Origin of the sequence: Psychrobacter sp. DM8 (assembly GCF_051307025.1) — a bacterium.
Lineage (GTDB): Bacteria > Pseudomonadota > Gammaproteobacteria > Pseudomonadales > Moraxellaceae > Psychrobacter.
In genome coordinates, this window is sequence record NZ_CP195538.1 from 852,861 (window position 1) to 879,009 (window position 26,149).

Annotated in this window: 26 protein-coding genes; 12 read left to right on the forward strand and 14 right to left on the reverse strand. The window is 45.3% G+C overall.

Going from position 1 to position 26,149, the window contains the following annotated elements:
• Window positions 1–32 precede the first annotated feature (32 nt).
• The 8 genes from scpB to mrdA form a co-directional block, all read right to left on the reverse strand.
• Window positions 33–590 (reverse strand): SMC-Scp complex subunit ScpB, encoded by a 558-nt coding sequence (gene scpB, locus ACR64J_RS03770; protein WP_435950496.1) that lies wholly within the window; start codon window positions 588–590, stop codon window positions 33–35.
• Window positions 591–667: 77 nt separating this feature from the next.
• Window positions 668–1,477: a segregation and condensation protein A gene (locus ACR64J_RS03775; RefSeq protein ID WP_435951019.1), complete on the reverse strand. Its 810-nt coding sequence runs from the start codon at window positions 1,475–1,477 to the stop codon at window positions 668–670.
• 49 nt (window positions 1,478–1,526) lie between these two features.
• Window positions 1,527–2,582 carry a tryptophan--tRNA ligase gene (gene trpS, locus ACR64J_RS03780; protein ID WP_317199885.1) on the reverse strand — a complete coding sequence of 352 codons (1,056 nt, stop codon included), beginning with the start codon at window positions 2,580–2,582 and terminating at the stop codon, window positions 1,527–1,529.
• Between the two features lie 117 nt (window positions 2,583–2,699).
• Window positions 2,700–3,785 (reverse strand): LpxL/LpxP family acyltransferase, encoded by a 1,086-nt coding sequence (locus ACR64J_RS03785; RefSeq protein WP_435950498.1) that lies wholly within the window; start codon window positions 3,783–3,785, stop codon window positions 2,700–2,702.
• 216 nt (window positions 3,786–4,001) lie between these two features.
• On the reverse strand, window positions 4,002–4,388 hold the full coding sequence (gene rpsI, locus ACR64J_RS03790; protein WP_317199887.1) for a 30S ribosomal protein S9: 387 nt from the start codon (window positions 4,386–4,388) through the stop codon (window positions 4,002–4,004).
• 10 nt (window positions 4,389–4,398) lie between these two features.
• Window positions 4,399–4,827: a 50S ribosomal protein L13 gene (rplM, locus tag ACR64J_RS03795; protein WP_317199888.1), complete on the reverse strand. Its 429-nt coding sequence runs from the start codon at window positions 4,825–4,827 to the stop codon at window positions 4,399–4,401.
• Window positions 4,828–5,029: 202 nt separating this feature from the next.
• On the reverse strand, window positions 5,030–5,725 hold the full coding sequence (gene rsmD, locus ACR64J_RS03800) for a 16S rRNA (guanine(966)-N(2))-methyltransferase RsmD (protein ID WP_435950500.1): 696 nt from the start codon (window positions 5,723–5,725) through the stop codon (window positions 5,030–5,032).
• Between the two features lie 38 nt (window positions 5,726–5,763).
• The gene (gene mrdA, locus ACR64J_RS03805; protein ID WP_435950501.1) at window positions 5,764–7,731 is read right to left on the reverse strand and encodes a penicillin-binding protein 2; all 1,968 of its coding nucleotides are present in this window, start codon (window positions 7,729–7,731) and stop codon (window positions 5,764–5,766) included.
• Window positions 7,732–8,160: 429 nt separating this feature from the next.
• Between mrdA and ACR64J_RS03810 the strand changes: the two genes are divergently transcribed.
• From ACR64J_RS03810 to adk, 6 genes are all read left to right on the forward strand, one after another.
• Window positions 8,161–9,492 carry a DUF445 domain-containing protein gene (locus ACR64J_RS03810; RefSeq protein ID WP_435950503.1) on the forward strand — a complete coding sequence of 444 codons (1,332 nt, stop codon included), beginning with the start codon at window positions 8,161–8,163 and terminating at the stop codon, window positions 9,490–9,492.
• A gap of 143 nt (window positions 9,493–9,635) precedes the next feature.
• The gene (locus ACR64J_RS03815) at window positions 9,636–11,654 is read left to right on the forward strand and encodes a heme lyase CcmF/NrfE family subunit (protein ID WP_435950505.1); all 2,019 of its coding nucleotides are present in this window, start codon (window positions 9,636–9,638) and stop codon (window positions 11,652–11,654) included.
• Between the two features lies 1 nt (window position 11,655).
• The gene (locus ACR64J_RS03820) at window positions 11,656–12,291 is read left to right on the forward strand and encodes a DsbE family thiol:disulfide interchange protein (RefSeq protein ID WP_317199893.1); all 636 of its coding nucleotides are present in this window, start codon (window positions 11,656–11,658) and stop codon (window positions 12,289–12,291) included.
• Complete coding sequence (locus tag ACR64J_RS03825; RefSeq protein WP_317199894.1) at window positions 12,288–12,884, forward strand: cytochrome c-type biogenesis protein; 597 nt, start codon at window positions 12,288–12,290, stop codon at window positions 12,882–12,884. The genes ACR64J_RS03820 and ACR64J_RS03825 overlap by 4 nt, the downstream gene beginning before the upstream one ends.
• Complete coding sequence (ccmI, locus tag ACR64J_RS03830; RefSeq protein ID WP_435950506.1) at window positions 12,881–14,161, forward strand: c-type cytochrome biogenesis protein CcmI; 1,281 nt, start codon at window positions 12,881–12,883, stop codon at window positions 14,159–14,161. The genes ACR64J_RS03825 and ccmI overlap by 4 nt, the downstream gene beginning before the upstream one ends.
• Before the next feature lie 224 nt (window positions 14,162–14,385).
• The gene (adk, locus tag ACR64J_RS03835; RefSeq protein WP_435950508.1) at window positions 14,386–15,042 is read left to right on the forward strand and encodes an adenylate kinase; all 657 of its coding nucleotides are present in this window, start codon (window positions 14,386–14,388) and stop codon (window positions 15,040–15,042) included.
• A gap of 147 nt (window positions 15,043–15,189) precedes the next feature.
• Here the strand turns inward: adk and secB are convergent, their stop codons facing one another.
• The 4 genes from secB to rsgA all read right to left on the reverse strand — a co-directional run bounded on the left by secB (window position 15,190) and on the right by rsgA (window position 17,998).
• A complete protein-coding gene (secB, locus tag ACR64J_RS03840) occupies window positions 15,190–15,642 on the reverse strand; it encodes a protein-export chaperone SecB (protein ID WP_317199897.1) in 453 nt (150 codons plus the stop codon).
• A gap of 107 nt (window positions 15,643–15,749) precedes the next feature.
• Window positions 15,750–16,013: a glutaredoxin 3 gene (gene grxC / locus ACR64J_RS03845; protein WP_317199898.1), complete on the reverse strand. Its 264-nt coding sequence runs from the start codon at window positions 16,011–16,013 to the stop codon at window positions 15,750–15,752.
• Window positions 16,014–16,324: 311 nt separating this feature from the next.
• Window positions 16,325–16,777 (reverse strand): rhodanese-like domain-containing protein, encoded by a 453-nt coding sequence (locus tag ACR64J_RS03850; protein WP_317199899.1) that lies wholly within the window; start codon window positions 16,775–16,777, stop codon window positions 16,325–16,327.
• Window positions 16,778–16,894: 117 nt separating this feature from the next.
• Window positions 16,895–17,998 carry a ribosome small subunit-dependent GTPase A gene (gene rsgA / locus ACR64J_RS03855; protein ID WP_435950509.1) on the reverse strand — a complete coding sequence of 368 codons (1,104 nt, stop codon included), beginning with the start codon at window positions 17,996–17,998 and terminating at the stop codon, window positions 16,895–16,897.
• Between the two features lie 152 nt (window positions 17,999–18,150).
• On the opposite strand from rsgA, the gene orn reads away from it, so the two are divergent.
• The gene (orn, locus tag ACR64J_RS03860) at window positions 18,151–18,738 is read left to right on the forward strand and encodes an oligoribonuclease (protein WP_317199901.1); all 588 of its coding nucleotides are present in this window, start codon (window positions 18,151–18,153) and stop codon (window positions 18,736–18,738) included.
• Window positions 18,739–18,838: 100 nt separating this feature from the next.
• Here orn and ACR64J_RS03865 read toward each other — a convergent pair whose 3' ends face one another.
• Both ACR64J_RS03865 and ACR64J_RS03870 read right to left on the reverse strand, forming a co-directional pair.
• Window positions 18,839–19,678 carry a UDP-2,3-diacylglucosamine diphosphatase gene (locus ACR64J_RS03865; protein WP_435950511.1) on the reverse strand — a complete coding sequence of 280 codons (840 nt, stop codon included), beginning with the start codon at window positions 19,676–19,678 and terminating at the stop codon, window positions 18,839–18,841.
• Between the two features lie 63 nt (window positions 19,679–19,741).
• Window positions 19,742–20,254 carry a peptidylprolyl isomerase gene (locus ACR64J_RS03870; protein WP_435951020.1) on the reverse strand — a complete coding sequence of 171 codons (513 nt, stop codon included), beginning with the start codon at window positions 20,252–20,254 and terminating at the stop codon, window positions 19,742–19,744.
• 322 nt (window positions 20,255–20,576) lie between these two features.
• On the opposite strand from ACR64J_RS03870, the gene ACR64J_RS03875 reads away from it, so the two are divergent.
• The 5 genes from ACR64J_RS03875 (at window position 20,577) to ACR64J_RS03895 (ending at window position 25,997) form a co-directional block, all read left to right on the forward strand.
• Entirely contained in the window at window positions 20,577–22,304 is a 1,728-nt protein-coding gene (locus tag ACR64J_RS03875; protein ID WP_435950513.1) for a glutamine--tRNA ligase/YqeY domain fusion protein, read from the forward strand.
• A gap of 102 nt (window positions 22,305–22,406) precedes the next feature.
• A complete protein-coding gene (locus ACR64J_RS03880; RefSeq protein ID WP_435950514.1) occupies window positions 22,407–23,420 on the forward strand; it encodes a patatin-like phospholipase family protein in 1,014 nt (337 codons plus the stop codon).
• 108 nt (window positions 23,421–23,528) lie between these two features.
• Entirely contained in the window at window positions 23,529–24,278 is a 750-nt protein-coding gene (locus ACR64J_RS03885; RefSeq protein WP_435950516.1) for a phospholipase D family protein, read from the forward strand.
• Window positions 24,279–24,535: 257 nt separating this feature from the next.
• Window positions 24,536–25,174: a peroxiredoxin gene (locus ACR64J_RS03890; protein WP_435950517.1), complete on the forward strand. Its 639-nt coding sequence runs from the start codon at window positions 24,536–24,538 to the stop codon at window positions 25,172–25,174.
• Between the two features lie 166 nt (window positions 25,175–25,340).
• Window positions 25,341–25,997, forward strand: a complete 657-nt coding sequence (locus ACR64J_RS03895; protein ID WP_435950519.1) for a glutathione S-transferase family protein — start codon at window positions 25,341–25,343, stop codon at window positions 25,995–25,997.
• The last annotated feature ends 152 nt before the right edge of the window (window positions 25,998–26,149 follow it).

Below are 26,149 nucleotides of genomic sequence, written 5' to 3' on the forward strand. Positions count from 1 at the left end.
TAAAAAATGCTACCTATTATTAATAGATACTGTTACAAGCTTGTACCAAGATTGGTCAAATCAGGTATTGGTGGCAGCTCGTCCAAAGATGTCAACCCAAAAGCATCCAAGAACAGCGAAGTAGTATGCAATAGCGCCGGACGCCCTAGAGTCTCCTTAAACCCATCCTCTTTGATCCAGCCTTTATCGAACAGTTGGCGCAGTATATTGCTCGATAAGGTGACGCCGCGTACGTATTCGATATCGCTACGGGTTACAGGTTGCTTATAGGCGATAACGCTCAAAGTCTCTAGTAGCGCCTGACTCAAGCGCTCTTGACGCTGTGGAAATACCTGCTGAATAAGCGCGCTATACTCATCCGCTATTTGTAGTCGGTAGCCGCTCGCGGTTTTATTGAGTCTTAATGCACCAGTAGCCAATCGCTGTTCTAGTTGTGCTAAAGCTGACTTCAATACTTTATCAGATAAAGACAAGTGCTTTTTGATCGCCTGAGCGCTAAGTGGGGCTTCTGAAGCGTGGAGTAATACTTCTATCTGTAGGCTATGAAATTCGCTATTACTTTCGGCAGGGTTAGGATTGTTATTTGCCATTAAGGATTGCTCTTTTCATTAAAAATAATTTGATAGTGCTATATCTGCTACGAGAATTTAATAAAACTAACCACAGCCTACGCCAACCATTCTAAGTGCAAATACTCACCATCGTCATACTTATCACTTGCAATCACCCCAACCAACTGGTGTTTCATCAACTCAAGCACGGCGACGAAGCTGACGACCACGCCAATTTTGCCTTGCGCTTTATCTAGGAGCTGATAAAAATATTGCGCCTTGCCTGTACTGAGCTGTCTGCTGATACTAGCGATCCGATCAGAGAGAGGGACACTATCAACTTTGATAGTATGCATTTGATAATCGGGCTTAAGTTGCATTTTAAATAGGCTTTCAATCAAAAGATTGGGCGAGTAGCTTGGCAGCTCAGCACGCATGACATCAACATTAGGTAGGCTAACCATGGCGTTGAACACGTCACGTTCAAGGCGAACGAGCGCATCTAAGCGCCGGCTTGCCTCCTTAATCTGCGCGTAGGCCTCTAAGCGCTCAATCAGCTCAGCTTTGGGGTCGCGCTCATCGGTCGGGGTCTGCGCTTTTGGCAGTAGCAGCTGCGTCTTTATCGCAATCAAGGTCGAGGCCATCAGCAGATAGTCACCTGCCAGCTCAAAGTGCTTGGTATCAAGCTCGCTGATATAAGCCAGATACTGCTTGGCGATCGGCAAGATGGGCAGTTGCGTTAAATCGACATTGTTTTTCTTAACTAAGTACAACAAAAAGTCTAACGGCCCTGCAAACTGCTCTAGCCAAATTGCAAAAGCTTGTGGCGGCACATATAGATCATCTGGCAGATGTGTGATAGGCGTCTGATAAATACGTAGTTCGCTATCATCGCGTGTCCTATCCTCAGTATCAGTGTTTTTAATGACAGACCCCGTGCTTAACTATAAAAATTATTAACCTAAGCTTGACCCGTTACTTTAACTTAGCTAGCGGACGGATACCGATAGCGCGGCGCGTTTTGTCCAGTTGCTTGCGGCTATGACAACGGGCCTTTTGCGCGCCCATTTGCAAGATTTCCTCTAACTCTTTTGGATTAGCCATTAATTCTTCATAACGCGCACGAAAAGGCGCAATTTCACTGTTTATTTTGTCAAACAATACTTGTTTAGCGTCGCCCCAACCAATTCCCGAAGCGTATTGCGCGCGCATATCAGCGATCTCGCTAGGGGTAGCAAAGGCTTTGTAAATCTCAAAAAGCGCCGAGTCGTCAGGGTCTTTTGGCTCCTCTGGCAATTGCGAGTTGGTGACGATTTTCATAATGGCTTTGTGCATTTGCTTCTCTGAGCTCACTTGTGGGTTGCCATCGCCAAATAACGGAATAGTATTGTTGTAGCTTTTGCTCATTTTGCGCCCATCAAGTCCTGTTAGTAGCGGCATATTCTCGTCAACAACAGCTGAGGGTAGGGTAAATAGCGGCTTGTATTTATGATTAAAGGTACCTGCAATATCACGCGCCATCTCAATGTGCTGTACTTGGTCACGGCCGACGGGTACGTGAGTGGCATTAAACATCAAGATATCTGCTGCCATAAGGACGGGATAGCCGAACAGTCCCATCGTCACGCCTTGGTCAGGGTCGACGTCCGCTTTTTCTGTATTGACATCGACTGCTGCTTTGTACGCATGAGCGCGGTTCATCAGACCCTTAGCGCAGGAGCAATTCAAAATCCAAGTCAGCTCAGGTATCTCTGGCACGTCCGACTGACGATAAAAAGTGACACGCTCAGGGTCAAGACCGCAGGCGATCCAAGTGGCGGCGATAGCTCTGGTAGACTCGTGAATGATAGCAGGATCATAACAGCCGATAATACCGTGATAATCGGCTAAGAAGAAAAACGCCTCGTCATCGCTATTTTGAATAGACTCGATAGCAGGGCGAATCGCACCGACATAATTGCCTAGATGCGGAATACCTGTAGGTTTGATGCCTGTTAAGATGCGTTTAGGCGCGTCAGTTTGATTACTCATAAAAAATCCGTTAATCGTTATTATAAAAAGGTGCTGAGTCACTGAAAATGACTCAATTTAATGGCGCAAAGTATAGCAAAATTCTTGATGGCTTTGTTTATGTATAGAGCATCAGGCTTACTTGTAGATATTACTACGGCCTTTAGGCCCGTGTTTAAAGCGCCGATGAAACCACATCCACTGAGTAGGGTCGATACGTATCAGTCCTTCTAAAACTTCATTGACCCGAGTGGCATCAGCGACCTCGTCACGACTTGGATAGTTTTCTAACTCTGGGGTGATGGTCAGGTGATAATGGGGGCGTTTACCACGTGGTAGATTGTCTGGTGTTTGGCGATAAGTATGTAATGCCATCACTGCAGGCGGATATTGTTTACTACCCAGCTTTGCCAGCCGTCGCGGCATTGTGATCGTAGCAGCAGGTACGCCAAAGAATGGCGCCATAACCCCTTGCTTGAGACCATAGTCTTGATCGGGTGAGTACCAGATGACGTGACCTTGATTGATAGATTTAACCAGACTACGCATATCACGGCTAGATATCTGCTTGCCAAAGATATTGGTACGACCGTTATAGATGAACCAATCTAACAGTGGATTGTTTTGTGGACGATACATACAGTCTGCGGCAAAGAACTGCGTACATAATCTGCCACCTAGATCCAACATAGTGTAATGAGCACCAAGTAAGATAACGGCACGACCCTCGTTTTGCGCATTTATTAGGTGCTGTAAGCCTGAGATGGACACAGTGCGAGTAAAGACATTAGGACGAAACCAAGCGCACAAAGTCTCAAACACACCGATGCCTTGATTAACAAAGACTTGCTTGGCCATCAGCTCACGTTCAGCTTCAGGCTTCTCTGGAAACGCCAAGCTTAGGTTGATCATAGTATCGCGCCGCCGTGAGCCTGCTACTTTATAAATTCCAATACCAAGCTTGCGCCCAAGCCAAAACTGCCAGCGTAGTGGCAGATATATCATTGGCAAAATCATAGCCATGAGTAGCCAAATCGCCCAATATTTCGGGTGTAAAAACTGCCATAAAAAAGGCTTTTTGTCAGCATGTGCCGTTTTTTTTTGAGTGTCAGTGATGCTTGGTGTACCCTCAGGTAGTGCTGGCGACTTTGTCGTTTGCGCACTTGCTACTTTAGGGTCTGATTTATTATGCTTACTTGGATCGTATTGTTCAGGCGCTTTCATAGAATTAGATCAGTTATAAAAGGTATAGGTATGATGAGGTAGGGCGGATGACTTTGCAAGCAAATATGCAATCATACTTGAGCTGTATATCTAAGTTTAATAACATCACAAGCACAAAAAAGCCTTATAAGCACATTGGCACTTATAAGGCTTTGCAAATCTAGGCTTATTTATCGCGAGTCTTAAATTGCAATAGGTAATAGGCCGTAGCTTTGATTAACGCTTCGAGAATTGTGGACGCTTACGTGCTTTACGTAGGCCAACTTTCTTACGTTCAACTTGACGTGAGTCACGAGTGACAAACCCAGCCGCTTTTAGGGCAGGCTTGTTAGTCTCGTCAAGCTCGATTAGGGCACGAGTAATACCGTGACGAATCGCGCCTGCTTGACCACTGATACCACCGCCTTTGACGGTAATAAACAAGTCATAAGCGACAGGTGAGTCAAGTAATTCTAGCGGTTGACGAACGACCATGCGTGAGGTTTCACGGCTAAAATATTCATCAAGTGGCTTGCCGTTAACGACAATGCTACCAGTACCTTTAGCTAAAAAGACACGAGCGGTAGAGGTCTTGCGGCGACCAGTTCCGTAATTGCGTTCCATAAAATTATCCTTAGATGTCTAGTTCTTTAGGTTGCTGGGCTTCATGTGGATGTTCAGAGCCTGCATATAGCTTTAGCTTTTTGATCATCGCATAGCCAAGAGGACCCTTAGGAAGCATACCCTTAACTGCTTTATGTAGAACATCTTCAGGCTTATGTGCAAGCAGCTTATTGAAGTTGGTTTCTTTGATACCGCCTGGGTAACCACTGTGACGATAGTATTTCTTATCTTGCGCTTTTTTACCCGTTACTGTGATTTTATCAGCGTTGATAACGACAATGAAGTCACCAGTATCAACATGCGGGGTAAAAGAAGGCTTATGCTTACCGCGTAAACGAGTTGCGATTTGCGTAGCTAGGCGACCAAGGGTTTTGCCGTCAGCATCGACAACAAACCAGTCATGGGTCACTTCAGCTGGTTTTGCACTAAGTGTTTTCATGATAAAACCTTAAATTTAGAATTCGTTGAGAGTTTAGCTGGGAACGGGGCTCTCAAAAAACAGACTGCACATTATAAGCAGTAGCGCTTAAGCTTGCAAGCCGCATTGGGGTTTATTTTTGCGCATATCAGTCAAAAGCTAACATTTGGCTTGAATGTCAGCTATTAAAAAAGATTTGAGCATTAAAATTTTGATTAGAGGATTATGACAACGACAGCTGATAAAGTCCAGCGACAACTTGTCCAACTTGAGTATGTTTTATACAATCAAAACCTTTTATATCTACGTGAGCTGAATTTTCACGCAAATTTATCGCTAATGCCTCAAGCTGAGGGCGCAAGTCTTTATCGGCTTCTAGATAAATAAGCGTCTCTCTAGTGATTAGAGACTGAGTGAGTAAGGCAGATAGTATGGGCTGCCACAAATCATCGGCATAAGGCGGATCGATAAACACAACGTCAAACGGCGAGTCTGGCATATTCATCAGTACTTGTTCAGCTGCACCATTGATAACGTGATAGTTATCAGGAGTAATATTAAGCTGCTTTGCGCTTTGGATGAGCATCTGGCTTTGGGCGCGGCTGGTTTCGATAAAGGTGCAGTACGCTGCGCCGCGAGATAGCGATTCAAACCCTAGCACGCCGCTACCTGCACAGCTATCTAACACGCGGGCGTCATGAATATCAGCCAGCAACCAATTAAAGAGTGTCTCACGCAGTCGATCTGGCGTTGGACGCAACCCTTCACTATCAATAAAGCCAATGCCTCGGCGCTTGTATTGTCCACCGATAATACGCACGTTGCTGACAGCTTGGTGATCGGCGCGCCTAGTATTGGCTGATACGGTATGAGTCGATACTTTTTGCTTACGGTTTTTATGTTTTGCAGCCTTTGCCATAATCCTTTGACCCATAGGTATTTAAATTATTTTATTCGTCAGTCTGTACTCGCCGCCGCTTCTAGTTGTGCGGTTAGCTCAGCCTCTTGCTCACGCAGCAGATCACGTGCCGCTTTTTCTATTGCCTTTTGCTGTTTGATCTGTTTTAACTCATCAGGACTTGGCGGCAAGATAGGATTTTTTTTGCGCTGCATAATCCAATAGTCAAACAGTGCACGGCCAACAGGCGCAGCTACGGCACTACCGCCGCCGCCGTTTTCGACCAGTACGGCTAAAGCGATAGAGGGCTCCTCAACAGGTGCAAACCCTGTGAACCAAGCATGATCCCAGTGGCGCTTATCGAGCGTTGATTTGTCGTAGCTTTTGCCCTGAGCGATCGACTTGACCTGCGCGGTACCTGTCTTGCCTGCGATACGGTATTTATCGGTATAGATGCCGCGAGCAGTACCTTTTTGAACCGTCTCCTCCATAGCATTGTGCATCAGCAGCCAGTCAGAGGGTTTGCCGTTATAGTCAATTTTGCCATCTGGCTTTTCGATGACTTTTACAGGTGCGGCGCCGTCACTACGCTTTAGTAAGTGTGGAGTAATATGATAGCCCTTGCTGGCAGTCATAGCAGTTGCGTTTGCAACTTGTAGCGGTGTCGCCAAAAAATACCCTTGACCAATACTGACTGAAATGGTTTCACCAGGCAGCCAGTTTTTGCCATAAGTCTCTTGCTTCCATTTAGGGGAGGGCATGATGCCAGATTTTTCATGAGGCAAATCGATACCTGTCTCTTTGCCAAAACCAAAACGGCCCATCCAATCATGTAAGCGCTGAATACCCATCTCATAGGCCAGCTTATAATAATAAGTATCAACCGACATCATGATAGATTTTTTGAGATTGACGGTGCCATGACCGCCGCGCTTCCAATCTCGAAATCGGTGTGAGTCTCCAGGTAAGCTAAAATAACCAGGATCATAGATAGTGGTATTCCAATCACGCAGACCGTAATGAATACCGCCTAAACCCTCAAAGGGCTTAATCGTCGACGCAGGTGGGTACATTCCTTGTAGAGCGCGGTTATATAGCGGCTGATCGAGATCCTCGCGCAGCGCGCCGTAATCTTTAAACGAGATACCTGAGATAAAGGGATTAGGGTCATAACTTGGGTTACTCACAAAAGCGAGTACATCACCGTTACTTGGGTCTATAGCAACGATAGCGCCGCGCCTGCCATCGAGCTGCTGCTGGGCAATGGTTTGTAGGCCATAATCTAAGCTCAAAGTGATATCGTTACCTGCAACGGGCGGCTTGGATTCAAGCTGGCGTATGATATCGCCATGAGCGTCGGTCTCAACCGACTGATAGCCAGGTTGACCAAGTAAAATATCCTCGTAATAATCCTCTATGCCTATCTTGCCGATTAAATCCGTGCCAGCATAGCGCTCTTTATCGATGCGCTTGCTTTCTTTGTCGTTGATGCGACCGACATAACCAATCACATGAGCAAACAGCTCATCATAAGGATAAGTACGGGTCAATTTACTCTGAATAGTCACACCGCGAAAGAAGGGTTTGCGCTCACTAAACTGCGCCAATTGCGCTTCAGTGAGATCAATTTTAATCGTCACAGGATCGTTTTTGTTTTTGCTTAGTCGCGCCAAAATATCAGTAATGTCAGTGTCAGTCAGACCAAAGATAGGGGCGAGCAAAGTCAACGTACGCTCTGGATTTTCGACTTCATCAGGGCTTAGCATAGCGGTAAAGACAGGTTTGTTATCAGCGAGCAAAATACCGTTACGATCATAAATATAACCCCGACTTGGCGGCGCTGATATGAGTTTGATGCGATTGTTATCAGCCTGCGTGGTGTACTGATCATGGGCGTAGACTTGCAAGTAGCCATAACGCAAGAGCAAGCCACTTAAGCCTAAGAATATTAATAACCCAAGTATGAGTATACGCCGCATAAAGATACGGTTGACGTAATCGGTATCAGGCGAAATCATTTTATTCATAGACCATCAGTATGTAGCAATCAGATAAAGGTATAACTTACGACGTTATTTGTAACAAATTCAAGAATATAGCGTGACACTAGCACATCAGCTGATAAGCAGGTAGCCGAAAAGGATTATAGCAGAAGACAGGAGTAAAAGAGCAACTGCTCTTATGGTGCAAAGCGCTGCGCCTAGTCGCCTTTTGCTTATGAATTATGGGGCATAGTAGGTCAATTTCAATCATACCAGGCCTGCAAATTGTGTCACCTCTAGTCACAACTAAGCCTAGCGTTAGCAGTGCTAATAAATGGCAAGTATGCTAAAATCAGGCGATTTATTTGTCTTACTTTTTTACTGATAAGCTACTAATAAGCCGCTTTGCATTTAATGATATAAAGCGAGCAACATTTTACTTTAATAATGGTTACGCTAGGGACATAAAGAGTTATGGTCGCAACTTCATTATGGCAGACGATCGTCCAGCATCCTCAGTTTTTTGCCATGCTGACCATTCCGCCTGTGACCGCATTTGTCACTTGGGTGCATGTGTGGATGGCGCTTAAAATGCTATTTTACCCCATTAAGTTTCGGGGTATCAGGATTCCTAACTTTCCATTTTTTGGACTGCCTGGTATTGGCTGGCAAGGTATTGTACCGCGTAAAGCGGGCAAGATATCTGGTGTCATCGTTGATCAGACACTCTCAAAGCTAGGTTCGCTTGATGAGTTTTTTCGGGCGATGGAGCCTGAGCAAATGGCGGTGTTTATCACAGATACTGTCGATAAGCATTTAGAGGCGCTTATTGATGAGATTATGCTTGAGCATTCGCCCGCGCTGTGGGGTAATTTGCCTTATGCGCTCAAGCGCCGTATTTATGTACAAGCGCATAAAGAGCTGCCTGAGATTATGCAGTCACTTGTGACAGATTTGACTTATCATGTCGAAGACTTGGTCGATATGCGTCAAATGATCGTCAATAAGATGGAGAGCGATCGGCGCTTGATGGTGAATATGTTTCTCAAAGTCGGTCAAAAAGAGATCGATTTTATTTGGCATATCAGCGCTTTGATTGGGCTTATTTTTGGCGTGATCCAGATGTTTATCTTTTTGGTGGTGCCGCAGCACTGGACGGTACCTTTTTTTGCCGCGATATGGGGCTTTTTGACCAACTGGATTGCTATTTGGATGGTGTTTAATCCCGTTGAGCCGCGTTTTATTTCTTATATCAAGGTATTTGAGCGCACAAGCGGCTTCCCTTTTATCAAACCGTGTCTGCCGCATATCGCTCAATTGCGTCTGCAAGGCGGCTTTATGAAGCGCCAAGAGGAAGTATCAGAGGTGTTTGCTGAGATTGTTGTCAACGATTTGGTGACCCTTGAGAACATCATGAACGAGATGATGTACGGCGCGCGCGCGGCGCAAACGCGTGAGCTGATGAAATCGCACCTATATCAGATTTTGGAATCGCCTGTGGTCAGTACGACACTGCGCGTAAGCCTTGGTCGCCGCGACTATGGACAGTTAAAGAACACGATTATCGACAAATCCATTACCGCTACTATGGTGCCGCTGCGTGATCCTGAGCTCAATGAGAGCCGCGCAAGTAAAATATTTGGTCTGTTTCGCGACCGTATTCGCGAGCTATCGCCTCGAGAATTTCAAAACCTTTTGCGTCCTGCCTTTCAGGAGGATGAAACCACGCTGATTATCTTGGGTGGTTTAACAGGGTTCTTAGCGGGTTGGCTACACTTGGTTTTGGTGTTCTTTCCCTCAATGTAGATAAGTATAGTAGCCGTTGTCATTAGAGTGCTGTCATCAGATTATCGCTATCAAACCGTTGTTATCAACAAGCCTTTTGAGCGTTACTTGCTAGCACTCTTAGATTATGTAAATTGCCCTTAGGGTAAAAAGGTTAGAGACGTATGTTAATCACAGAATTGGGTTATTTTGCTTTGCTAGTCGCTTTTATGCTGGCTATCTTGCAAGTGGTACTACCAACTATTGGTGTCATGCGTAATATTGTCGCTTGGCAGCGATTAGCACCGAGCTTAGCGTGGGCACAGTTTGGAGCGATGATAACCTCATTTGTCGCTTTGATGGCAGGCTTTTATTACAATGATTTTAGTCTCGTCTATGTGACGCAGCACTCCAATACGTTACTGCCTTGGTATTATAAGTTATCAGCGACGTGGGGCGGACATGAAGGCTCGCTACTGCTGTGGATGACTATTATGGCGACGTGGTGTGCGCTGGTCTCCTACTTTAGCCGCGGTCTACCGCTATCCATGCGTGCGCGGGTGCTCATCATTCTGGCAGGCGTGCAGATGATGATGCTGGCAATGCTTATTTTTACCTCATCACCCTTTGATCGCACGCTGCCCAACATACCTGTCGATGGCGCGGATCTAAACCCAGTGCTGCAGGATTTTGGTCTGATTATCCATCCGCCTATGCTGTATATGGGCTATGTTGGTATGGTAGTACCCTTTGCCTTTTGTATGGCAGCGCTTTGGGAAGGGCGTTTGGACGCGGTATGGACGCGTTGGTCGCGTCCATGGGCGCTTGCCGCTTGGGGTTTTTTGACTATCGGTATTGGGCTTGGTTCATGGTGGGCGTATTATGAGCTTGGCTGGGGCGGCTGGTGGTTTTGGGATCCGGTTGAAAACGCCTCATTACTACCGTGGCTGGCGGGTTTAGCGCTTATTCACTCGCTTGCAGTGACTGAAAAGCGCGGCGTATTCAAAGCGTGGACGATCATGCTAGCGATTTTTGCCTTTGCGCTTAGTCTGCTAGGCACGTTCCTTGTGCGCTCAGGGGTCATTACCTCTGTGCATTCATTTGCCGCTGATCCAACGCGTGGCCTTGTCATCTTGATTATCTTGGGCATTATCGTCGGCAGTGGTCTGCTGATGTTTGCCGTGCGTGGTTGGCGCTTGACCGTCGAGAGTCAGTATCAGCTGATCTCACGCGAGTCGTTTTTAGTTATTAATAACGTCATTATCTTGATTGCGACTTTGGTAGTACTACTAGGTACGCTCTATCCAATTATCGCTGATGCCTTTAATTTGGGTCAGGTATCGGTGGGCCCTCCTTACTTTAATGCGCTATTTGTGCCGTTAACGTGGCTGTTGCTAATCGCTATGGGTATGGGCTCCAATATCCGCTGGAAGCAGGACAAGCGTCCGCTACTCGGCGTAGGTATGGTCATAGCCGCTAGCAGTCTAGTATTGGCGGCGATTGTCACTTACTTTACCAGTCCGTCGGCTATGCTCAACATCGGCGTTACACTAGCGGTGAGCTTTTGGGTGCTCTTGTGGATGGTGGTTGATTTTAAAGATAAAACCAAGAACGCACCGAGCCTTGTTAAAGGCCTACGCCAATTGCGCCTTAGCTATTGGGGGCAACAAACGGCTCATATTGGTGTCATCATCGCTGTTATTGGCGTCGCTTTCACTAGTACTTTGAGTATCGAGCGTGACGTGGCACTTGGACCCAACGACAGCGTCAATGTTCAAGGCTACGACTTTACGGTAAAAGACTTCCGTGAAGTGAAAGGTAGCAACTTTGATGGCATGCAAGCTGAGGTTGAAGTGACCAAAGATGGCCGCGACATCACTACCCTGTATCCTGAGAAGCGTACTTACATCATCAGTATGATGCCGATGACTGAGGCTGCTATTGATGCCAATCTTATGCGCGATCTGTATGTAGCATTGGGCGAGCCTATCTCGGAGGAGAGTAACCAATGGGCAGTACGTATCTATGTTAAACCGCTGATCCGATGGATTTGGCTGGGTGCGATTATTATGGCATTGGGCGGACTGATTAGTATGCTGGATAAGCGCTATCGTCTTAAAAAGACCAAAAGATCTGCGCAAGTGATGGCAAATACAGATACTTCTGTACGTATCGACGCTCCTGTAATCAATAAGGAGGCTTAATATGCCTGACAAAAACACAGCACCTGCGTCCAAAACTAAGACGATGAATAAAAAGCAGATGAAGATATGGTTTTTGATTCCGCTTATCGTCTTTGCAGGCTTTATCGTCATGCTTTATATGCGTTTAGGTCAGCCGACAGATATCGTGCCTAATACTGCGCTTGAGCGCCCTGTACCGACGTTTGAGCTACCGCTATTATCAGATACGACGCGGGTCATGACCAATGATAATTTGCCCGAGCAGCCCTTTTTAATCAATGTTTGGGGCTCTTGGTGCCCTACTTGTATCGTTGAGCATCCATTTTTGATGGAGTTAGAAGAACGCGGCGTCAATATTGTGGGCATCAACTATAAAGATGAGATCGGTAATGCGCTAAGCTACCTAAACCAGCGCGGCGATCCATTCTCGATGTCTATCCAAGATCTATCAGGTCAATTTGCATTAGATTTAGGGTTAACCGGTGCACCCGAAACCTTTATCGTCGATGGCGAAGGGGTGATCCGTCAGCACATCATTGGTGAGATTAATGAGGCTAATTGGCAAGCGCGTATTACGCCATGCCTTATGGTACTCAATAAAGCCAATGAGACTGCTAGCACACCAGATGCTACTCAAGTTGAGGAGGCCTGCCAATGATCATTAGTAACTATAATGTCATCAATAAAAATGGCTTTAGTAAACGAGTCATAAGGTTGGCAAGCGTGTTGCTAGCTCTAGTACTATCTTTGGTAATAGGAGTGAATGCTAATGCGGCAATTGACGTCTATGATTTTGACTCAGTGCAGCAAGAAGCGCAGTATCGAGGCTTGATCGAGGAACTACGCTGCCCTAAATGTCAAAACCAAAATCTAGCAGGATCTGACGCCCCTATCGCGCAAGATCTCAAACAAAAAACCTATGATATGGTCAAAGATGGCCGTAGTGATGGCGAGATTCGCGTTTATATGCAAGAGCGCTATGGCGACTTTATTAGCTACAAGCCGCCAGTACGCCCCTCAACTTGGATATTATGGTTTTTTCCGCCGCTGCTGTTGATTTTATTGATTGGTGGCTGGTTTTGGCAAAGTCGGCGTCGTCAAATTGTTGCTCGTGGTCAAACAGGTACTGCTGCCGAGCATACAGAGGCGTTGAGTGCGGCAGAAAAAGCGGAGCTGGATCGCTTACTATCACGAAGCAACGCGCGCGATAGAGTAGATCATGATATCACCAGCATAAAGGATAAAAAATGACCCTATTTTCTACTTTTGGCTTATTTATCGCCCTAAGCCTATTAATCAGCTTAGTACTAGCGGTCATCGTTGTTATGCCTTGGTTGCGTGCGGCTCGTAGACCTGAGAATCCAGTAGATAATCAGCTACTCGATATCAACGTCGCAGTGTTCCGCGAGCGCCTCGCTGAGCTGCAAACAGATAAAGAAAGCGGCGTCATTGACGACACTCATTATCAAAACCAAAAGCTTGAGCTTGAGCGCCAGCTGCTCGATGCGCAGCGTGAAATTACGCCGATGGTCGTACCCGGCGTCAAAAGCCGTTTGATTGTGATGATATGGGTACCTGTATTGGCAGCGTTAGCTTATTTATTAATCGGTGATCGTACGCCTGTATTCAATCTCTGGGCAAGCGAGGATAAAGTCGGTCAAGTGGCTGATGATCTATTAACGGGTAAAATCGATCAGCCGCCTGCGTGGGCAATTGAAGATGGCAATCAGCTTATTAGTGCCATGCAGACCAATGTGCATCGTCATGCTGATGACCCTGATCGTTGGATGCGCTTATCCGAGCTGTTCTTATCGCTTGAGGCCACGCCGTCTGCGATCGAAGCCCTATCGCGTGCGTACCGCCTCTCTCCAGATAACGAAGAGATTGCCGCCACTTACGCCCAAATCAGCTTCTTTGCCAATGAAGGTCAACTCAACGCCGACAGTCGCCGCGTATTGCAAGATTTGCTGGCCAAAAACCCGCAACACGAAGGCGCGCAGATGCTCATGGCAATGGGCGAGGCGCGTAGCAGCAACTTTGACGAAGCACAAAGCTGGATCAGCCGTTTGCGCGGCAGTATTGCCGCTAAGCCTGGCGATCATACCCAAGCGCTGGCAAGTTTGGATGAGCTCAGCGCTAACGTAAACGCGCAGCAAGAGCAAGCGGCTCAAGGTGTCGAGGTAACCGTAACCGTCAATAGCAGTTTGTTGCCTTTGATTAAAGGTGATGATGTGCTCTTTGTCGCTATTCGCGATGTCAACGGCGGACCACCGTTTGCTGCTAAGCGCTTGCCTATTAGTGTGATTAAGCAGGGCGAGGCGAGTATCAGTCTTAGTGATCTGGATGCGATGATGCCTGAGCGTACGCTAGCACAAGCACGCGCAGATAAAGTACAGCTGGCAGTCGTGGCACGTATTAGTCATAGCGGTAATGCTATTGCAGAGTCTGGCGACTTATCGGGCAATCCTGTCGTTATTAGCAGCGAGCAAAATCAAGTCAATGTTGCGATCAATCAGCAAGTACCCTAATGATTTTAATGAGCTGAGAAACTACTTTAAGACAAACTACCTAGCGCCATAATGGCGCGCAATAGTATTATTTGAACAGTGAAGTCATGACAATTGATGTCTAAGTTATGAAAAAACTTGAGCTTTGCAAAGCCACAAGGTAAGGTGAGCTTGCAATCAACCAATCCCTGATTACAATTTGTTATAAAACCTTATCCCAAAACCCTTTTAAGGAGAGTCGCTACATGATGCGTATTATTTTGCTAGGTCCACCAGGCGCTGGTAAAGGCACCCAAGCCCAGTTAATCTCAAAAGAGTATGATATCCCGCAAATCTCGACGGGCGACATGCTACGTGCGGCGATCAAAGAAGGTAGCGAGCTTGGCAAACAAGCTGAAGGCGTGATGAACGCAGGTGGTCTGGTATCAGATGATCTCATTATTAATTTGGTCAAAGAGCGCATCGCTAAACCTGATTGTGCTAATGGCTGTATTTTAGACGGCTTCCCGCGTACCATTCCGCAAGCGCAGGCACTAGCTGCAGCTAACGTCGATATCGACCATGTTATCGAGATTAGCGTCCCTGATGATGAGATCGTCAAGCGTCTATCGGGTCGTCGCCAGCATGCAGGATCAGGCCGCGTTTATCATATCGATCACAATCCGCCAAAGGTTGAAGGTATCGATGATGTCACAGGCGAGCCTTTGATCCAGCGTAAAGATGACAAAGAGTCGACGATTCGTGATCGCCTAGCGACTTATCATGAGCAGACCTCAACGCTAGTAGGTTTTTATCAAGAAAAAGCCAAAGAAGGTAGCAGTGCACCTAACTATGATAAGTTCGATGGTACGCAGCCTATCGAAGACGTTAAGGCACAAATTTTGTCAGCGCTAAAAGGCTAGTTTTATTTAAGGCTAATTTTATTTATAGTTATAAAAACCTCGACTGCTATGGTCGAGGTTTTTTGTATTTTAAAACCAAAAAAACCGCCAACTAAAAAAGAGGGCGGTTTTTTTACTCACTTAATGCTTAGCTTTTAATACAAGAGCTTAAGCATTACCTTGCGCGTCTACTTGTGCTTGCTGTTGGCTTTGCGCGTAGGCTTGGTCAAAGTTGACTGGCGCAAGCAATAACTGCGGGAAGCTACCACGAGTGACGATATCACTGATGACTTCACGAGCATAAGGGAACAAAACGTTAGGGCAATATGCACCTAGGATTTGACCGATTTGATCTTCAGGGATGTTCTTTAATAAAAAGATACCGGCTTGGTGAACTTCAGCGATAAAGGCCGGCTCTTCAGCATTCTTTGCATTGACACTCACCGTCAGAATCACTTGATAATGATCATCATCAAGTTTTTCAGCATTGCTTGATAAGTTGATATCAAGCTCAGGATTCCACTCTTTGGTAAATACGCCTGCGCCTGGGACTTCAAGTGACATGTCCTTAACATAAATGCGCTCTAGTGCCAATTGCGGTTGTGCTTGTTCTTCAGCCATGATAATTCCTTATAAATTTAAACAAAATATAGCCAATATGACGATAAGGCCAAACGACTATTTAATAGGTCACAAGATTTAGTAAGTAAAAAAGGTAATATAGCAGATTAACCCGCTAGTAGCTCATCGAGCTTGCCTTGCTGATTAAACTGATTGAGCTCATTAAACCCGCCAACAAAAGTATCACCGATAAAGATCTGCGGCACTGTGCGGTAGTTATTGGTTTTTTGCATCAAAGCGCGGCGCTCATCACTGCTGATGTCGTGCATGCCAATCTCTTCAAAGCTTACGCCTTTGGACTCTAATAGTTTTTTGGCGTTAGTGCAATATGGGCAAATAGGAGTGGTATATACTTTAACAGGTACGCTCATAATAGTTCTTCCTTAATAGTTATTGGAGTAGGGATGCAACGTTATCATTAGTAGACGCTACAGTAGTGAATCGTATAATAATAAAGTGAATCGTATAATAGACAGTATAGACAGCCATATTATCAATTGCCAATGAGTTAATGGCAATGATAACTTTAATTATTGTCATCTATAGAATGGGGCTTGGCCTATTAAAATCAAGTTTTAAGCATTCAGAGTGTTTTGCTTTTATCACTAAAGTGAGAAACAAAGCATAAAAAAAGACACCATATAGTTATGATGTCTGGTTTGAATATCTAAATCGCTACTGCTTATTTACTCAGTTTTGGCTTAGATTTGCCCTTTTTATTCTGCGTGTCTTTTAGGCCAACGAGTGGCATACCAGCGCCTTGCCAGCCGCCAATACCGCCCTCTAGACGATAGACGTTGTCTTTGCCAATCATTTGTATCGCCGCGCCTGCTTGTACACCGATGTCACAGATGATAATTACTGGATCTTCGATAGCCCGTATCTCATCCAAGCGATCTTTGAGCTGAGTGAATGGAATATTACGACTGCCTTGGATATAGCCTGTCGTATATTTTTTGGCAGGTCGAATATCAATCAGCTGCGCGTTTTGCGAATTGACCATCATACCGAGAGTGTTTGGAGATATCTTTTTGCCGCTACGCTTGCTCTCAATAGTAAAAAACAAGATAGCAAGTACGGCTAAAATACCGAATAAGAACGGGTGGTTACCCATAAATTCAAGTGCACGATCCAAACTAGACCTCCAAAATATAAGTGTTCTATCAGTTGGCCTGATAAAAATGAACAAGGCGCTATTATACCGACTAGGTTGTCTATAGTAAACGTATGAAAACTACTCAATGCGTCTGTCTTAATAAGGCTTGGTATCTGCCTCATCGGTAAGGGTCACCAAGTTCTCAACGCGGCGCTGAAGAACCTCGCCATCAGCGACTGCCTGCCATAGCGCGCAGCCTTTGGAGTTATGAGTATGGCGACAGTCTCGGAACTGACAGTAGCCTGATAGCGGTGCAAGCTCAACGAATCCTGAGATGATGTCATCTGGAGTCAGATGCCAGATACCATATTCACGAATACCTGGGGTATCGACGATGCCACCTTGAGTTAGATCAGCTGGATTGAAGGGTAGCAAACGGCTAGTCGTTGTCGTATGCTGCCCAAGCTGTGAGTTCTCTGAGATGATGTTAACGCTTTGCGCCGACTCTGGCAGCAGCGCATTAATCAGACTGCTCTTACCGACGCCAGACTGACCGGCAAATATCACCAGCTTGTTATCGATATAGCGTTTGAGCTCGCCAAGTCCTTGTTGTTCACCCGTCTGTAATACATTCTCTGGACAATCCACTGAGGTCAAGACACTATCATAACCAAGCGCTGCATATTGCGTTAATAGTTCACGCGTATTGACAGTAGACTCGCCCTCTAATAGATCCGCTTTATTGAGTACCAGCAGAGGTTGTACGCCTGCATGATGACAAACCACAAGATAGCGATCGATCAAGGTAGGCGCGGCAGCAGGTAGCGGCGCAAAGACAATCGCTAAGATATCGATATTGGCGGCAACCGGTTTGAGCTTATGGTAGCGATCGGGGCGAGATATCATCGAGGTGCGCGGTTTTACTGACTCAATACGGCCAAAACCTGTGTTGGAGTCCGCCGTCCAGCGCACTTGGTCACCTGCAGCCAGCATCGGCAAGTTGGTACGCACATGACAGCGCCAGACATCACCCAAGGCCAACTCCTGCCAAAACGGCTCAGGGTCATCAGGGGCAAACTCAGGCTGCTTAGGTATCACAGCAGGTAAGCTTGTGACTTGTACCTCCAATTGCTTACCAAAGTGCGCCATCACCACGCCATCCATCAAGCTATCATCGATGCTGTCTTGGCTGGCAAGTTGTTGTTTGTCTATACGACGAATCTGCTGTTTAGTGAGTTTGCGCTGCCGTATCAATGCCATAAGTACTGCCTGTGTTGTTTTAATTGCGATAAAAATATGTCTCAGTGTAGCGTGAAAATTTGATAACATACAGCCTAAGCTTGACAGAGGTTTTGTAAAGCCTGCAAACCACTTGTACATCATCACTGTGCATACTACTAATAGGATCGCTTATGAGTACCGATGACCATCCCAACAAGATCAAAATCAAAAACCAAGGTAAGAAGGGTTTGGTCTGGATTGACCTTGAGATGACAGGGCTTGATACCTTGAACGATGAGATCATCGAGATTGCGACAGTGGTGACGGATGAGGATTTGAACGTATTAGCCGAAGGGCCTGTTTTTGCGATTAAAGTCTCTGACCAAATCTTGAACAAGATGGATGACTGGAACACCAAGCAGCATGGTCAGTCAGGTCTGGTCGATCGCGTGCGTCGTAGTAAAGTGACACTAGCTGAAGCCGAAGAGGAAACCATTAAGTTTTTGAATAAATGGGTCGATAGTGGTAAGTCGCCGATGTGTGGCAACTCGATTTGCCAAGACAGACGTTTTATGGCGCGGCAGATGCCTGAGCTTGAGCGCTTTTTTCATTATCGTAATTTAGACGTGTCCTCGATCAAAGAGCTGTGCTTTCGCTGGCGTCCTGATATCCTAAAAAACTTTGAAAAGGGCGGTAGTCATTTAGCTTTAGATGATATCCGCGACTCAATTCGCGAGCTTAAGCACTATCGCCAGCACTTTTTTAAATTGATGGATTAAGGTTTTTGTCGGAGTTGTAGGTTGCGCCTTACGCACTAATTGAAGATAATTAAGGTCTGGATGGTGCGTGAAATGCACCCTACAATCTACACTAAATAAATCATCTCACTAAATACTGAAACTCAACCAGTGCAAATTCTGCTTCATCTAAATGCTCGTCTGCCACTACCGCGCCAATCACCGCGCTCACTTTTGGCTGTCTTGACTCTGTATCGATCAGTCGCCAATCACCTAACACATAACGTATTTTGTTATTAGTCGTTTGATGAATATCTGGGCGATGCGTATGCCCATGCAATAAGGCATCATCGTTATTAACCGCCTGTGCGACGGACTGCTCATTGACGTCCATAATGTAGGCCGCCTTTTTACTATTATTTTGCTTACTTTTAGTGCGTATGTTGTCGGCGATGGCGAGGCGCTTCTCTAATGATTTATTGAGCAGATACCATTTGGCCAGTGGACTGCGAATCGCTTTACGAAACAGCTGATATTTTTTATCATCTGTACATAGCGCATCACCGTGCTCTAGGCGAAAATCTTGCTCACCAATCGTCAATGGATAAGGTTCAGCAATTAGCTCACCGCCAAATAGATTGAGAAATCCTCGATCAAGCAGAAAATCTCGATTGCCATGCATGACCAAGATCTCGCAGCCTTGCACACGTAGCTGTTTTAGCCTATTGATTAAAGGGGTTAGCCAGTGGCTTGTGCGTGCCTCATCCTCTAGTGACAGATACATATCATCACCGAGCCAGACCTCAAACCAGTCGCCTAATATAAACAGCCGTTTAAGATTTGGCAGCGCTAAGCAGTCATTTAATAGTGCCAAAAAAGCCTGCACAAGGGCAGGCTCATCAAGCGATAAATGCAAATCGCTAATCAGTACTTGCCGTATATCATGCGGGCGAGTGGTGAGTAAGTGATCAAAGCTTTGCATCTATCATAACCTCTTTTATCTTATAGGCTATTTACAACTAAGGGGTAAATAGCCGAGCAAAAACTACTCAGAAACGACTTTAGCAGAGTTGATAACGACCGCCTCTTTTGGCACATCGGCATGCATACCGAAACGACCAGTCGGAACGCCGCGCAGTTTTTCGATGACATCCATACCACTGGTAACTTTACCAAAGACAGTATAACCCCAACCCTGCGCGTTTTTACCGCTATGGTTCAAAAAGTCATTGTCTTTAACATTAATAAAGAATTGGCTGGTCGCTGAATGCGGGTCTTGCGTACGCGCCATAGCGATTGATCCTTTATCATTTTTTAGACCATTATCCGCTTCATTCTCTACTGGCGCATTGGTCTTTTTCTCATTCATTTGGGCGTCCATACCGCCGCCTTGAATCATAAAGCCGTCGATGACGCGGTGAAAGATTGTTCCTTCATAATGCCCAGAATTGACATAATTTAAGAAGTTCTCTACTGTTTTTGGTGCTTTTTCTTCATTGAGTTCAATAGTGATGTTACCCATTGAGGTCTCCAACTCTACGACTGGCATGTTGCTCATGGTTATCTCCTGATTGTTTGCGTTGGTTAATGGATCGGGCTGACTGTCTGTAGTGGTCGTACTAGCGCTATTGGTGCTACTAACGCAACCTAATATAAATAAAGGGGCAAATAAGCTGGCAAACCCAAATGATTTGATAGCGTGCATAGATCTTCCTTGTGTCTCTAAAAGGCAATCCTAATTTAGAGGCTAGTCTAACGGCTTTTTCATGTCATGTCATGTATCTGGCTGTTAATGAGTTTGCAAAAGCTGATAGAATAACGCTAATTTATTTTTTATATAAAATTAGAGCCTACCGTAAAAGGCTTAGGAGCACAAATTAATGACTGAGCATACAAAACCTAACGAGCCAAAAAACGATTTTATCCGCAATATTATTCGCCAAGATGTAAAAGCACAAAAATACGAGAAAATCGTTACTCGTTTTCCGCCTGAGCCTAATGGTTACTTGCATTTAGGGCACGTTAAATCCATTTGCCTTAACTTTGGCGTAGCAAAAGAGTTCGATGGTATCTGTCATCTGCGCTATGACGACACCAACCCAACTGCTGAAAAGCAGGACTACATCGACAATATCAAAAACGATGTGAAATGGCTCGGTTTTGAATGGGCAGGGCAGGCACTACACGCGTCTAGCTACTTCGATCAGCTCTATACATGGGCGGTGCAACTGATAGAGCAAGGCGATGCTTATGTTGATTTGCAAACCCCTGAACAAATCAAAGAGAATCGTGGCTCATTTAATGAGGCTGGCACACCGTCACCGCAGCGCGATGCTAGTGTCGAGGACAATCTCAAGCGCTTTGCTGATATGAGAGACGGTAAGTTTGCCGATGGCGAGGCCGTACTACGTGCCAAGATAGACATGTCTGATGCTAATATGAATATGCGCGATCCGATACTCTACCGCGTCATGCATCAAGAGCATCATCAGACGGGTGATAAATGGTGCATCTATCCGATGTATGATTTTGCCCATCCTTTATCCGATGCATTAGAAGGCATCACGCATTCGTTATGCACGCTTGAATTTGAAGATCATCGTCCATTTTATGATTGGGTTGTGGCAAAGATTGGCTTTGAGACGCCGCCGCATCAGTATGAGTTTAGTCGCTTAAACGTCGATCATACGTTGACCAGTAAGCGTAAGCTCAAGCAGCTCGTAGACGAGGGTATTGTTGACGGTTGGGATGATCCGCGTATGCCAACGGTCGCAGGTATGCGCCGCCGTGGTTATACGCCTGAGGGCTTGCGCGACTTTTGTGATCGTGTTGGTGTATCAAAGGCAGATGGCGTAACCGATATGCGCCTGCTTGAATTTAGCATTCGCCAGTCCTTAGATGATACGACAGCACGCGGTATGGCAGTACTCAAACCGCTAAAAGTAACCATTACGAACTTTAGCGACGCGGTTAGTCAGTGGCAAGATTTAAAAGCCGATAGCGTCAACGCCCGCTGGGACGCAGACGCGCAAACTTTGTGGCTGACTCAGCCCAAGCACCCTAATGTCGATATGGGCGAGCGCGAGATTCCTTTTACTAAGGAGCTGTACATTGATCAAGGCGATTACGAGATAGAGCCGCCAGCAGGTTATAAGCGTCTGTCGCCAGAAAAGCCTGAGATACGCCTGCGTAATACTTATGTACTCGCAGTCACAGAGCATATCACCGATGATAGCGGCAACGTTGTTGAGCTAAAAGCTACCATAGATCCGACCACTTTGGGACAAAATCCTGAAGGCCGCAAGGTCAAAGGCGTCATTCATTGGGTATCGGCGAGCCAAGGTATTCCTGCCACAGTACGACTTTATGAGTCGCTATTTAGTGTCGAAGACCCAAGTAGCGTCAGCGATGTCCACGAAGCACTGAACCCCAATTCATTAACCGTACTCAACGCAGTCGTCGAACCTTCGTTAGTTGAAGCGGATGCAGGCACGCGCTTTCAGTTTGAGCGCGAAGGCTACTTTATCTCAGATAGCCAAGAGCACAGTACCGATACGCCAGTATTTAATCAGATTGTCAGCTTACGTGATAGCTATAAGCCGGCTTGATGCCAATTTACAATCGTCTTATATCAGAAATTTGTCTGGCTTTATAAGGCAGACTCAACTTTTAATATGTAAACTCATAGCAATGATAAGAGTAACGCGTTTATGACTAAAAAATCGATTAACCTAGCACTACAAGGTGGCGGCTCGCATGGCGCTTTTACTTGGGGCGTTTTGGATCACTTTATGGAAGATGGCCGCGTCAGTATCGAGGGCATCACAGGTACCAGTGCTGGCGCGATGAATGCGGCGGTACTGGCGCAGGGCTACATGGAGGGCGGCCCAGATGGCGCGCGCGAATCGCTTGAGAAGTTTTGGAGTCGAGTGGCCTACATGGGCGCGCTTAGTCCTATCAAGCGTAGTCCTTTGAGTATTCTGACAGGGAGCTGGGCGATGGATGACTCGCCCGCTTATCTTATGATGGACTTATTTAGCCGCGTAGCCTCACCTTATAATACCAATCCTTTGAATATCAATCCGCTACGTGATCTGATTGAATCCACTGTCGATTTTGACAAGGTTAGAGCTTGTAGTGTACTAAAGCTGTTTGTAGCGGCAACCAACGTCCATACGGGCAAAATAAGAGTGTTTGACCGTGACGAGTTGACCGCAGATATGCTGCTGGCTTCAGCATGTTTGCCTTCTTACTTTCAAGCGGTTGAAATTGATGGCGTACCGTATTGGGATGGCGGGTATGTGGGTAACCCGCCTCTGTATCCTCTGTTTCATACGACTAAGTCCAAAGATATTATGATCGTGCAGATCAATCCGATTGAGCGCAACGAGACACCCAAAAGCGCGATCGAAATACAAAACCGTATTAATGAGATTACCTTTAACTCATCATTACTTAGAGAACTGCGCGCCATTGATTTTGTTAGTCGTCAATTGCGTGAGAACAAGCTTGATAGAACACGCTACACTGAGGTTCTAGTACACCGTATTGAAGAGACAGAACAGATCAATCCGCTGTCAGCATCTAGTAAGATAAACTCTGAGTGGGCGTTTTTGACACATCTACGTGATATTGGCCGCGCTTCAGCGAAAGCCTTTTTAGACGAAAACTATGACAGACTAGGTGAGGAGTCTACCTTCGATTTGCGCCGCGAGTTTTCATAAACACGTGATACCAGCCTTAAACTCAACATTAGTAGTTTGCAATTAAGCCCATTTCAAGTAAGCTTGAGATGGGTTTTTTTATAAGCGCAAAATATTAAGGACGAGGCAATGGCGAAATTTTTAAACAGTAGCGGCACAACTTACCATTTAGAAGAGCTGATTAAAAATGCTTCTGATCGGCTGATTATTATTAGCCCTTATCTAAAGCTGAACGAGCGTATCAAAGAGTTATTAGAAGACCGTAATCGTCTCAAAATTGATATTCGTATCGTTTATGGCAAAAATGATCTGCATCCAGAAGAGATCAATTGGCTCAAAAACCTTACCTTTATACGCACTAGCTTTTGCAAGAACCTGCATGCTAAATGCTACTTAAATGAGAATGAATGCATCATCACTAGCCTCAATCTGTATGAATTTAGCCAAGTGAATAACAATGAGATGGGTGTACTAATCTTTCGCAATGATGATGCCAAGCTATATGCAGATACTTATGAAGAAGCGCAGCGTATTATCCGTATCAGTGATGAGGTACGCATGTCACTTGAAAAAGTAAGTGAGAAGGCGGCTGCGACTGACAACAGGATTACTGATGACAAAAATAAAACGGTAGACAATCACTCTTCTACCAAACTAGTAGAGATGACACCCAACTATTCTAAATTAACAACGGCTAAACTAGCCAAAGAGCTGGGGCTAAAGACGCAAGAGCTCAATAGTAAACTACTTGAAGCAGGTTACTTAGAGGATAAAGAAGGCGAGCTGGTATTGACCGAGGCAGGACGTACAGCAGGCGGTAGTAGCAAACGCGGAAGATACGGTGAATTTTGCCTATGGGAATCGGGTATGGTTATCTAAATATTTATAAACAAAAGTATTCATGTATAGTTAAAAATGGAATAAATATCTTACAATTGCTCACAGCATAGTCATAACCGATTTGCTAAAATAAGATTAGGTTTCGCCTAGCGACTATTTTGCCTAGCTGCTATTTATTGCGGTATACTTTAGTAGCTTGTCAACATCAGCATGACTAAATGATCAGTATAATTAAACAAGTGGCGCAGATAGCGCTAATAATTTATAACACTAAAATTGACAACAAGGAGCTTTACATGGCACATTTACGTTTAGGTGATGATGCACCAAACTTTGATGCAAATACCACAGATGGTCAGATTAACTTTTATGATTGGGCGGGTGATAACTGGGTAGTGTTCTTCTCGCACCCAGCTGATTTTACTCCTGTATGTACGACTGAGCTTGGCCGCGCTGCTGCCTTAAATGGCGAGTTCCAAAAGCGCGGCGTCAAGCCAATCTGTATCTCTGTTGATAGTATCGAAGATCATCATCAGTGGGCAAAAGATATCGGCGAGACACAAGGCACGGACTTGAACTTCCCAATTATCGCTGATCCTAATAAAGAAGTGGCTGAGCTGTATGACATGATGCATCCTAATGCTGACAGCACGCATACCGTACGTAGTGTCTTTATTATTGATCCTAACAAAAAAATCCGCCTGACTCTGACCTATCCTGCCAGCTGTGGTCGTAACTTTGATGAGATCATCCGAGTCATTGATGCTATTCAATTGTCTGATGAGTACAATATTGCCACACCAGTAGACTGGAAAGATGGCGATGACGTTATTATTCCGCCAAGTGTCAAAAACGAAGACATCGCGGCAAATTACCCTAAAGGTCATACTGAGATTAAGCCTTACTTGCGTACCACGCCTGCACCAAACAAGTAAGTCGTATTTAGCATGCACACTAAGAGCCTCATAACGTCACGTTATGGGGTTTTTTGTTGTCTATTATTATTTAAAGATTGATTGCTGTGCTAGACTCAAGACGTAGAATATATTAACGTGGCTTACTAACAAACCATTATCTTAAACTATATAAAAGGATTTTATTATGAAAAAATTATACGTGACCCGCACGGCTCCCAACCCACGCAAAGCGCTTATTTTAATGGCGTCAAAGGGTATAGATATCGACGATGTTGATGATATCGATATTGTAGATATTGACTTTGGTAGCAGTGAGCAGATGGGCGAGGCATTCACGCAGATTAACCCGATGCAGACAGTGCCAGTACTAACCTTAGGGGATGGGACCGTACTCAATGACTCACAAGCAATATGTGAGTACCTTGACCGCGTTTACGGCGAGCGTTCAGTCATGGGCAATGATGTGGTACAGCGCGCGCAAGTGTGTTCAATGCGCCGCGTCGCTGAGTTTGAAGTGCTCTACAACTTTATGTTAGCCTTCCAGCACAGCCACCCCTCAAAAGCTGAGCGCGTAGAGCAGGTAGCCGATTTTGTAACGCCGTCCATCAATCGTGCCTTACAAGCGCTACCTTATTTTGAAAAAGCTTTAGAGGGTCGTGATTATCTAGTAGGTGATCAATTGAGTTTTGCAGATATTGTCTTGTACTTAGGTCTGGATTTTGGGAAAGCGCTCAAGGTAAATCCAACTGAACAAGGGGACAATTTAGCTCGTTTTTATCAGCATATGCATGAGCGCTTTAGTATTAAAAATATGGCTAAAGCTAAGCCTGCTAAAGAATAGGAATATAAAACTCTTAAATGATCTAAAACGTTGTAAAGTTTGTGTGAGAAAAACAAACAAGTTTTTACAGCGTAATCTAATATTTGCTAGTTATGATGATATGAGTGATAAGTACTTCTTATCACTCATATAGTTTTTAGTTGAACCATTAT

Coding starts and splice junctions, on each gene's coding strand:
- ACR64J_RS03785 (WP_435950498.1), bottom strand. CDS start 3,785: ATGAAAGCGCCTGAACAATACGATCCAAGTAAGCATAATAAATCAGAC.
- adk (WP_435950508.1), top strand. CDS start 14,386: ATGATGCGTATTATTTTGCTAGGTCCACCAGGCGCTGGTAAAGGCACC.
- rplM (WP_317199888.1), bottom strand. CDS start 4,827: ATGAAAACACTTAGTGCAAAACCAGCTGAAGTGACCCATGACTGGTTT.
- ACR64J_RS03875 (WP_435950513.1), top strand. CDS start 20,577: ATGACTGAGCATACAAAACCTAACGAGCCAAAAAACGATTTTATCCGC.
- ACR64J_RS03865 (WP_435950511.1), bottom strand. CDS start 19,678: ATGCAAAGCTTTGATCACTTACTCACCACTCGCCCGCATGATATACGG.
- trpS (WP_317199885.1), bottom strand. CDS start 2,582: ATGAGTAATCAAACTGACGCGCCTAAACGCATCTTAACAGGCATCAAA.
- scpB (WP_435950496.1), bottom strand. CDS start 590: ATGGCAAATAACAATCCTAACCCTGCCGAAAGTAATAGCGAATTTCAT.
- ACR64J_RS03885 (WP_435950516.1), top strand. CDS start 23,529: ATGGCGAAATTTTTAAACAGTAGCGGCACAACTTACCATTTAGAAGAG.
- ACR64J_RS03870 (WP_435951020.1), bottom strand. CDS start 20,254: ATGAGCAACATGCCAGTCGTAGAGTTGGAGACCTCAATGGGTAACATC.
- rsmD (WP_435950500.1), bottom strand. CDS start 5,725: ATGGCAAAGGCTGCAAAACATAAAAACCGTAAGCAAAAAGTATCGACT.
- ACR64J_RS03890 (WP_435950517.1), top strand. CDS start 24,536: ATGGCACATTTACGTTTAGGTGATGATGCACCAAACTTTGATGCAAAT.
- ACR64J_RS03880 (WP_435950514.1), top strand. CDS start 22,407: ATGACTAAAAAATCGATTAACCTAGCACTACAAGGTGGCGGCTCGCAT.
- ACR64J_RS03815 (WP_435950505.1), top strand. CDS start 9,636: ATGTTAATCACAGAATTGGGTTATTTTGCTTTGCTAGTCGCTTTTATG.
- secB (WP_317199897.1), bottom strand. CDS start 15,642: ATGGCTGAAGAACAAGCACAACCGCAATTGGCACTAGAGCGCATTTAT.
- ACR64J_RS03810 (WP_435950503.1), top strand. CDS start 8,161: ATGGTCGCAACTTCATTATGGCAGACGATCGTCCAGCATCCTCAGTTT.
- rpsI (WP_317199887.1), bottom strand. CDS start 4,388: ATGGAACGCAATTACGGAACTGGTCGCCGCAAGACCTCTACCGCTCGT.
- orn (WP_317199901.1), top strand. CDS start 18,151: ATGAGTACCGATGACCATCCCAACAAGATCAAAATCAAAAACCAAGGT.
- ACR64J_RS03895 (WP_435950519.1), top strand. CDS start 25,341: ATGAAAAAATTATACGTGACCCGCACGGCTCCCAACCCACGCAAAGCG.
- rsgA (WP_435950509.1), bottom strand. CDS start 17,998: ATGGCATTGATACGGCAGCGCAAACTCACTAAACAGCAGATTCGTCGT.
- mrdA (WP_435950501.1), bottom strand. CDS start 7,731: ATGAATAAAATGATTTCGCCTGATACCGATTACGTCAACCGTATCTTT.
- grxC (WP_317199898.1), bottom strand. CDS start 16,013: ATGAGCGTACCTGTTAAAGTATATACCACTCCTATTTGCCCATATTGC.
- ACR64J_RS03820 (WP_317199893.1), top strand. CDS start 11,656: ATGCCTGACAAAAACACAGCACCTGCGTCCAAAACTAAGACGATGAAT.
- ACR64J_RS03825 (WP_317199894.1), top strand. CDS start 12,288: ATGATCATTAGTAACTATAATGTCATCAATAAAAATGGCTTTAGTAAA.
- ccmI (WP_435950506.1), top strand. CDS start 12,881: ATGACCCTATTTTCTACTTTTGGCTTATTTATCGCCCTAAGCCTATTA.